Source organism: Microbacterium sp., assembly GCF_029263575.1.
Classification (GTDB): Bacteria; Actinomycetota; Actinomycetes; order Actinomycetales; family Microbacteriaceae; genus Microbacterium.
On record NZ_JAJUFV010000146.1, the window covers coordinates 1 to 7,127 of the forward strand.

The 7,127-nt window shown below is 67.3% G+C and carries 8 protein-coding genes; all 8 read right to left on the reverse strand.

All coding sequences use genetic code 11. The features are described from left to right. Window positions 1–206: 206 nt before the first annotated feature. On the reverse strand, window positions 207–596 hold the full coding sequence (cas2e, locus tag Q1J95_RS12840; protein WP_300268167.1) for a type I-E CRISPR-associated endoribonuclease Cas2e: 390 nt from the start codon (window positions 594–596) through the stop codon (window positions 207–209). Continuing rightward, the gene (gene cas1e / locus Q1J95_RS12845) at window positions 596–1,522 is read right to left on the reverse strand and encodes a type I-E CRISPR-associated endonuclease Cas1e (RefSeq protein ID WP_300268169.1); all 927 of its coding nucleotides are present in this window, start codon (window positions 1,520–1,522) and stop codon (window positions 596–598) included. The genes cas2e and cas1e overlap by 1 nt, the downstream gene beginning before the upstream one ends. Window positions 1,523–1,532: 10 nt before the next feature. Continuing rightward, the gene (gene cas6e / locus Q1J95_RS12850; RefSeq protein ID WP_300268171.1) at window positions 1,533–2,189 is read right to left on the reverse strand and encodes a type I-E CRISPR-associated protein Cas6/Cse3/CasE; all 657 of its coding nucleotides are present in this window, start codon (window positions 2,187–2,189) and stop codon (window positions 1,533–1,535) included. Next, a complete protein-coding gene (cas5e, locus tag Q1J95_RS12855) occupies window positions 2,190–2,933 on the reverse strand; it encodes a type I-E CRISPR-associated protein Cas5/CasD (protein WP_300268172.1) in 744 nt (247 codons plus the stop codon). It abuts the gene before it with no gap. Beyond that, window positions 2,930–4,069 carry a type I-E CRISPR-associated protein Cas7/Cse4/CasC gene (gene cas7e, locus Q1J95_RS12860; protein WP_300268174.1) on the reverse strand — a complete coding sequence of 380 codons (1,140 nt, stop codon included), beginning with the start codon at window positions 4,067–4,069 and terminating at the stop codon, window positions 2,930–2,932. Before cas7e ends, cas5e begins: the two co-directional genes overlap by 4 nt. A 31-nt stretch (window positions 4,070–4,100) precedes the next feature. After that, window positions 4,101–4,712, reverse strand: a complete 612-nt coding sequence (casB, locus tag Q1J95_RS12865; protein WP_300268175.1) for a type I-E CRISPR-associated protein Cse2/CasB — start codon at window positions 4,710–4,712, stop codon at window positions 4,101–4,103. Then, window positions 4,709–6,364, reverse strand: coding sequence for a type I-E CRISPR-associated protein Cse1/CasA (gene casA / locus Q1J95_RS12870; RefSeq protein WP_300268178.1), 1,656 nt, complete (start codon window positions 6,362–6,364; stop codon window positions 4,709–4,711). The genes casB and casA overlap by 4 nt, the downstream gene beginning before the upstream one ends. Next, the coding region (locus Q1J95_RS12875; protein ID WP_300268179.1) for a hypothetical protein at window positions 6,361–7,127 on the reverse strand (767 nt) is incomplete at its 5' end. The genes casA and Q1J95_RS12875, both read right to left, overlap by 4 nt.

A 7,127-nucleotide genomic window follows, 5' to 3' on the forward strand; every position in this document is an offset into this window, starting at 1 on the left:
CCCCCCCCCCCACCCCCCCCCCCCCCCCCCCCCGCGCCCCCCCCCCGCCCCCCCCCCACCGCCCCCGCGGCGCGGCCCGCCCCCCCCCCGCGGCCGGCCCAGCCGCGCGGACACCAAACTTGTCAAAGTACACCAAGCTTGGTGTCCGAAGCCGAGTTGGGTGACCGCGCTCGGTGGCGGGGTGGAGAGCGCGGTCTGCGCTACTGCTACCGCGACCCTCGTCGGCTTCGCTGGCGCCGGGCCGCATTACTCCACCCGCGTGCGGGCACCTGCCCATCGGTGGCTTCCGGTCCATGCGGCGAGGGCCCGCTCCCTGAATTCCCCTTCGCAGGACGCAACATCAGGGCGATCCCCTCGACGTCGATGGGCTCCCAGTGGTGACCGTGAACGAGGAAAGACATCCCCTGTTCATTCCGGGCCTGGTAAACGAGGATCGCGCGCCCCGTTCGGGTCATCTCCACGGTGCGTTCCCACATCAGCTCGCGGACACGTCGGGAGACTTTACCGACGAACACTCCCGCCGAGATCTCGAGGAGCCACCGCGTCAGATAGCCGCGTAACCCGAGCGGGCACGCGGACAGCACGAGGACAATCATCAGCGTTCCGCACCGTACCCGGTGCCACCCGGCACGCTCCCGCGCGACCCGTCCCAGAGTTCGACGACGTCGTCAGCAGGGTCGGGCTCGGTGTCGTCTTCGAGAAGAAGATGTCGAATGTCGCGTACACACCTGTCGAGGAACGCGCCGCCGTGCATGAGGTCACGCAGCGCACGACGTGCCTCGGCGCCGACGTCGAGCGGTTTCTGCGCGGCGAGGTCGAATGCGAGTGGAATCGTCAGGTCGGCTTTATACAGATCAGCGATGTCGTAGACAAACGACCGCGTATGTCCCGTATGGACAAACCCCAGTCCAGGCGCACATCCCAGTGCGACGATCACCGAGTGGACGACGCCGTACAAGCTTGTGTTCGCCGCGGAGAGCGCCTGATTGACGTAATCACTGCCTTCGAAGTCTTCGACGTCGTACTCTCGTTTCGTCCACGGCACACCGGTGCGGGCCGCGTTCTCTCGATAGGCGCGGCGCACTCGGGCTCCCTCTCGGCCGCGAAGCTGCTGCATGGTGAGGCCTTTGACGTCCTCGCCCTCGAACCGCATCGCGTACATCTCGCGGGCGACGCGCAATCGGGAGCGTTCGTTGACCATCAGTCGAGCCTGTGCTTCGAGGAGACGCGAGCTGTGAGAGAGCGACCTGCCATGCGCGTAGTACCGCACGCCTTCTTCGCCGACCCAGACGACCGTGGAGCCACTTTCGGCCATGAGCACCATGGCCTGCTGGGACACGGTTGTACCGGGGCCGAGCAGGAGCGCGCCGAGCGTGGCGGCAGGTATATGAATGATGCCGCGTTCGTCTGTTGACGTGATCGCGTTCGCGTCTCGATGGATCTGGCATCTTTCGAGATAGATGAATGTCAGCCGATCCTGCACCCGAACGAGATCTGCAAGCTCGGGAGGTCTCGCCCCCATATTCATACGGTCACCGCACAGGGGCGAGCGTCAACAGGCCGCAGCCGTAGCCCTTGGCGCGGCCGATACCGCGGCAGAGGGCGTGGCGTAGGGCCTCGGGATCCGTCACCGCGAGCGTGCCTTCGTACGTGGCGACGCGGAGCGTGACCTTTGTCTCGCGGCGGCTGAAGGTGAGGGTCTTTCGATCCGAGACCACGAGGTCGCGTGCGCCTTCGGCAGCCTCGGGAACATCGAAGCCCGCCGCGGTCGTACGGTCGAGAAGCCACCTCTCCTGCTGGGCCGTCGTGACGTGGCCGACCGGTTTGCCGCGGGAGCCGTCGCCCGGGCGCTCGCGCCGGACAGGATTCGCAGTCAGGCGGAATCGATAGCGTTGGCCGGCCTCGAGCGAGTCGAGCAGTTTGTCGTACGGACGGGTCTCCCATGAGTCTTCGAGAGTCGGCCAGCCTGCTTGCTCCGCGAGGTGCGTGAGGTCTGGGCGACGCGGGCTCACAATGTAGAGCGTCGCGCCGTGCCGCGTCGTGTCGACGCGCCAGAGGATCCGCCCGTCTGGCGTCGGCTCCGTGTCGGGGAACCCTGCGAGCACAGCCGCGTGGAGGCGATGCGGCGATGAGATCACGCGGTGCGTGTCGCGGCGCGCGAGGTTGAGTGCGAAGCGAGTGAAGAACATCTAGACCTCTTCGTCGGTCAGGAGGACGCCTGGATCGTGGTCGGTCGCGGAACCGAGAAGCGGAGAGGCGGGGTGCGAGGAGCGCGTGGGCGCCGGATCCGGGTGGGGAAGCGATACGGTCGTCTGAACGACGTCGCGGGATGCATGAAGTCGACGGCGCGGGTCGAAGCTCACCGGCACGTCGCGGAGCGACAGGTGCGGCGTCTCGTCGGGAGCCGCGTCGCGCAGCACCTCGAGGGTCACCACCGGTCCGGGTGTCCGCTTGCGGTGATGTTCCCGCGCGCGCCAGGGCTCGCTCTCCAAGGCACGCTCGAGTGCGTCGTCGAAGATGCTCGTTCGGAGGGGGCCGGCCGGAGGGAACGCGCGGCGCCCCAGGAAGAGCGGGTACTGGGGCGCCCGCAGCGCGACCGCAAATTCCTCAGCCGATGCGGGATCCGTGTCAATCGCCGCGACGAACACCGCATCCGCAAGGTAATAGCGGTTCGACAGCGGGAACGACTGGCCGTCGCGCGAGCGTGCGGTATGGAAGTCGCGCTCCACGACCCCGGGCTGGTCGATGCGCACGCCGAAGCGGATGTCCGAGAATCGCGACAGATCCGCCGTGCGTTCGAGCCCGAGCGCGGCGGCGATCAGCCCGATCACGCCGCTCTTCGTCGGCGCGATCTCGGTCGATCGCCGTGCGAAGCGGCTGGCGGATCCCCACGACTGCTGCGGGCCCGCTAGCTCGATGAGGAGGGTCGTCATTTGTTTTCCGCGAGACGGGTGGCGACAAGCGTCCCGAGGCTGGCGACGGCGTCGTCGAGCGGAGCGCGCTCGCCGAGGGCATCGAGCGGCTCGGCCGACGTCGAGGCACGTGCAACCCAAGCCTTCACAGGTGTCGTGCCATAGGCTTCGTCGGTGAGCTGGGCCTGCTCGGCAAGCTTCACAGCAGCATCGCCGATGCGCGAGTTGCTCACGATCGCCTTCTCGAACGCGCCCACGGGGTTGACTGACTGTGTGTCGCGCACCGCGATGACGACGGCGTCGGGCAGGGTGCCGTTCGCGAAGGTGTTCTGCTTGCCCGATGGCATGCTGCGCACGAATGCCTGCACGAAGGCCTCAACCGCACGCTTGGTTGCGTCGGCGTCGCCGAGGTTGCGCTGCAGCGCATCGACATCGACAGTCGCGTATCGGAAGAGCGTCGAGGAGTTGAACTCGACCGTGCCGATCATGCTCGCCCCCGCGTCCTCTTCTTCGTCAGCGCGCTTGTGGTCGTCGACCGCGGTGAAAAAGTCGAACTCAGTCTCGACAGGGTGCACGCTGATCGCGTGTGCGACCTGGGCCGCGGCATCGACGTTCAGGTCGGTGACGTCGGCGATCATGCGGCCGAACAGCGCCACATCGATCGAGTGCTCCTGGTTGAGCAGCGTCTTGACCTTGGCCGCCTTGATCGCGGCCTTTGGGTCATTACTGGCGTGGGCAGAGACAGCTGCGGCGGCGACGCGCTCGATCTGTCGGGTGCTGAGGAAGAGGAGATACCCGGACTCGTCGAGAAGCGGGTTGTCGTCTGAGGATCCCCGCGCCTTCGTGAGCTTGATTCCGGCGGTGCCGAGGCACTGCGTGGCGAGATCGACGGCGGTTTCCTCGTCGATTGCATCGTTCTGCCGGCGGATCTCGTCCGCGAGGAGTTCGACGACGCGCTTGGTGCGCACCCCGAGCTCGGAACGGTCGAGGTAGCGGGCGAATGCATCGCGCGCGGCGCGCTTCCAGGCTTGACTGGACACGCGTGCCCGGCGGACCCCGCCGTACACTGCCGTCTTCGGGCTGCCGGTGTCGTCGCGGTTCATGTTCGACGGCGGGACAGTGTGGAGGATGCTGAGATCGATGATGGTGCGGGCCATGAGAGTGCTCCTGTGATGGGATGCCGGCGGATCAGGCCTGGGCGGTTTCGGTGGTGTCGTCTGTGACCGGGGTGCGGTAGAAGGCGCGTCCCCAGCGCAGCCGGACGCGGTCAGCGTGTCCGGTCTGGATGTCGAAGAGATCGCGAGCGAAAGCCGCATAGTCGAGTGGGACCCCCGCCGCGCGCAGCTGCTGGATGAGGCCGCGTGCGTGGTGCAGCGTCTCATCCCAGGTCACGGCGGTGCCGAGGGCGGTGAACCGTGCGCGGGTGGATTCCACGTTGTAGCGGCTGGAGAGCATGCGGCTCGACCGCCCGACCGAATAACCGGACTGGTGCATCGACTTGTCGCGGTGCGACTGCTGATGCGTCGCATACAGGGTGAGCGCAGCAAAGAATGCTCGCTCCTCCGGTGATGGACCCTCGGCTTCGGCGGCGCGGGGCGCGGTGAGATCGTCGTTGACGCCGTCGAGCGCGATGCCCATGAGGGTGAAGTTGTGGCCGAACTCTGTGCCCACGCCACGGCGCAGCTGTGCGAGGGTCGAGACAGCGCCGCTCACGTCGCGGCGGTACGCGCTCTGGAGGGTTCGGACGCGCGCATCTGTGACCGAGGCGGTCCGCTCGGCGCGCTCGGACAAGGTCATCATGCGGGTGTCTCCTCTGTCGTGAGTTCGCCGTCGCCGAGCGTCTTGCGCAGCGCACCGAGGAACCAGGATTCGGCGAGTGGTGTCGTGAGATACATGCTGCCCGTGCGTGTTCGGACTTCGCGGCCGGACCAAGCAGCGGTGCTCGCCGATGCGACGAGCGAGCGCCCCAGGCGGCGGAGCACGTCGTCGGCGCGACCGCGCCATTCGCTCATCGCGGTCACCGCGTCCGTCGACTCATCGAGCGTCGCGAGCCACGTGCGATAGTGGCGATCGAGTGCGTCGTACGCCTCCGCCTCGGCAGCGGCAGAGGCGCCGGCACCATCACCGCCGCCGGCCAGAGCCAGATTCTGCGCGAGTTGGCGAAGCGCCCTGACGCCGTCTTCCGCGAGATGCACCGCGTTCTCGGCGCACGCCGCGAGATCCGCGCGCTGCCCGTCGAAAAGGGCGACCGTCATGTTCAGCCGATCATCGATCACATCGCTGACGACGGACGATTGGCTGCCGTAGACGACGCCGACGGCCCGCAGGCGGATGCGGTCGGAGGGCGCGATCGCCCCGTCCTCGCGCCTGTTCGTCACGGCGGAGAGGACGGCGGGAGGGCGCGAGACGTCGCGCCCCGCTTTGTCGATCTTCGGACGCTGGGGGAGCAAGGCGCCGATACCTCGCCAGAACGAGTGTTCGGGAAGGTGTTCGCGCGCCATGTACGTCGGAAAGCCGGCCTTCTTCGTCTGCGGTTCGCTGAACCGCCACGCCGTCATCGTCTCGTGCCGATGTTGATTCTGCGGCGTCAGCGCGTCCCCATTGCAAACGAGGCACGCGGTGACGCGATCGCCGTCCGCGACCAGCCGGATCCGCCGCGACTGCCATGTCTGCAGCGCGACCGGCCCGGTTGGGCGCAGTTCCCGGTCGAGCGGCGTATCCGGGTCTGGGCGCTCCCAGACGGGGATGTCGGTGGCCGGGTTCGATTCAATGCCGGCCTCGTAGGCCTCGGACGGCAGGACGAGGTTGAGGAGGAGTGTCTGCGCGAGCGACCCTCCTTCGAGCATGACTCCGCCAAGATGGCCCGACCAGGCCACGCCGATCGGATAGCCTTTTCCGCCCTTCACGCGCGGATCGCGCGGATCGCCCGACTTGATCCCCGACGGGTCGAAAGCCTGTGTGTTGACGAGCCACCGAGCCGCCTCACCGAACTCAAGCGCGAGCGAGTCGGATCCGGAGCGGGTCGTGAAAAGGCGGTTGTTGCTCGGCAGGTCGAGGATCAAGACGGACGTGTCTCTGAACTCGCCCTTCGCCGTGGCGAGATCTGCCACCTGGAAGAACGGGCGCTCGGGGTGGAGCAGCCAGAAGCGATCCCGCCACGTATCGAGGTATGTGTCAACCGAAGGAAGCGGGAGGCCGTCGGCCCAGAGGTCGCTCCATTCAACGGCGCTCGCGCGCGCGGGGTCCGTTTCGATTGCGCGCGAGAGGATCGCAAGCAGCAGTCGAAGGATCGCGAACGACTGCGTCGGCACCTCGCCCTCGATCTCTCGGATCGCGGCAGCATCGTGAAACGCGGTGTGAATGGAGATGTCGCGCGACGACCCGTCGAGATAGCGCACGGTGATCCACTCTTCGTCGACGAGGTGGAATCGACCGGGGGAGCTGCCGCTCATCGGCGGTCCTCGCTTTCGGTGTGGGCGCTGGCTGTGCGAAGTGTGACTGACAGACCGTCCTCAGGGCTGTAGGCAAGGTCAAATCGCCCGAGCGTGCAGGTCATGTCCTCGTCGAAGACAGCGACGAGTTCGCCGCGAAGGGCTCTGCTGCGATGCCAAGCCTGCACCGGATAGGCAGCCTCGAGGGCGTCGATGATGTCATCGAGATCTTTGCCGCGACACATCATGGCGGGAAGGCGAAGGGAGGACCCGAGGATCGTGCGGGTGAGCTTCGGGGTCGGCAGGCCGTTATCGGGGATTTGCTCCCCGCCTCCGTCGGCCAACCATGTCGGAGTGACGAGAACGCCCTCGATCTCTTGCAACACGAGCACCTCGAGCGTTGGCTCCGCGTCGCGCACGGAGGCTTCCGCCTGCGCGTTGGACGAGGGGTCTCCGGCGGATGCGTCGGCCCAGCCGAGCAGCGAGCGCGGCGCGCCTGGGTCGGCGATTCGAAACCCAGAGGCCCGCTCACGTTTGTCTGCATTCTCTGCATCGAAGGACGCGCGCGCTTCAATGATGGCCGGGCGCCACGTCGTGGGCTGGTCGTCGTGCTCGCTGTAGACGGCCTGAACGAGCGGTGGAATGTCGTCGGGAAGCGTGAGCATTGTGCGGGTCGACAGGGCCGCGAGGGTGCGCAGCAGCAGGTAGCGGCCGTACACCTTCTGGCCGCCTCGGTCGAGGCCTGGCGGGTCCTCGGCCCAGTCGGCGCCTGAGAGCAGCAGCC

What these genes read in the sequence shown, in the direction of transcription:
- cas7e (WP_300268174.1), bottom strand. Translation starts at nt 4,069, where the DNA reads ATGGCCCGCACCATCATCGATCTCAGCATCCTCCACACTGTCCCGCCG.
- cas1e (WP_300268169.1), bottom strand. Translation starts at nt 1,522, where the DNA reads ATGGGGGCGAGACCTCCCGAGCTTGCAGATCTCGTTCGGGTGCAGGAT.
- casA (WP_300268178.1), bottom strand. Translation starts at nt 6,364, where the DNA reads ATGAGCGGCAGCTCCCCCGGTCGATTCCACCTCGTCGACGAAGAGTGG.
- cas2e (WP_300268167.1), bottom strand. Translation starts at nt 596, where the DNA reads ATGATTGTCCTCGTGCTGTCCGCGTGCCCGCTCGGGTTACGCGGCTAT.
- casB (WP_300268175.1), bottom strand. Translation starts at nt 4,712, where the DNA reads ATGATGACCTTGTCCGAGCGCGCCGAGCGGACCGCCTCGGTCACAGAT.
- cas5e (WP_300268172.1), bottom strand. Translation starts at nt 2,933, where the DNA reads ATGACGACCCTCCTCATCGAGCTAGCGGGCCCGCAGCAGTCGTGGGGA.
- cas6e (WP_300268171.1), bottom strand. Translation starts at nt 2,189, where the DNA reads ATGTTCTTCACTCGCTTCGCACTCAACCTCGCGCGCCGCGACACGCAC.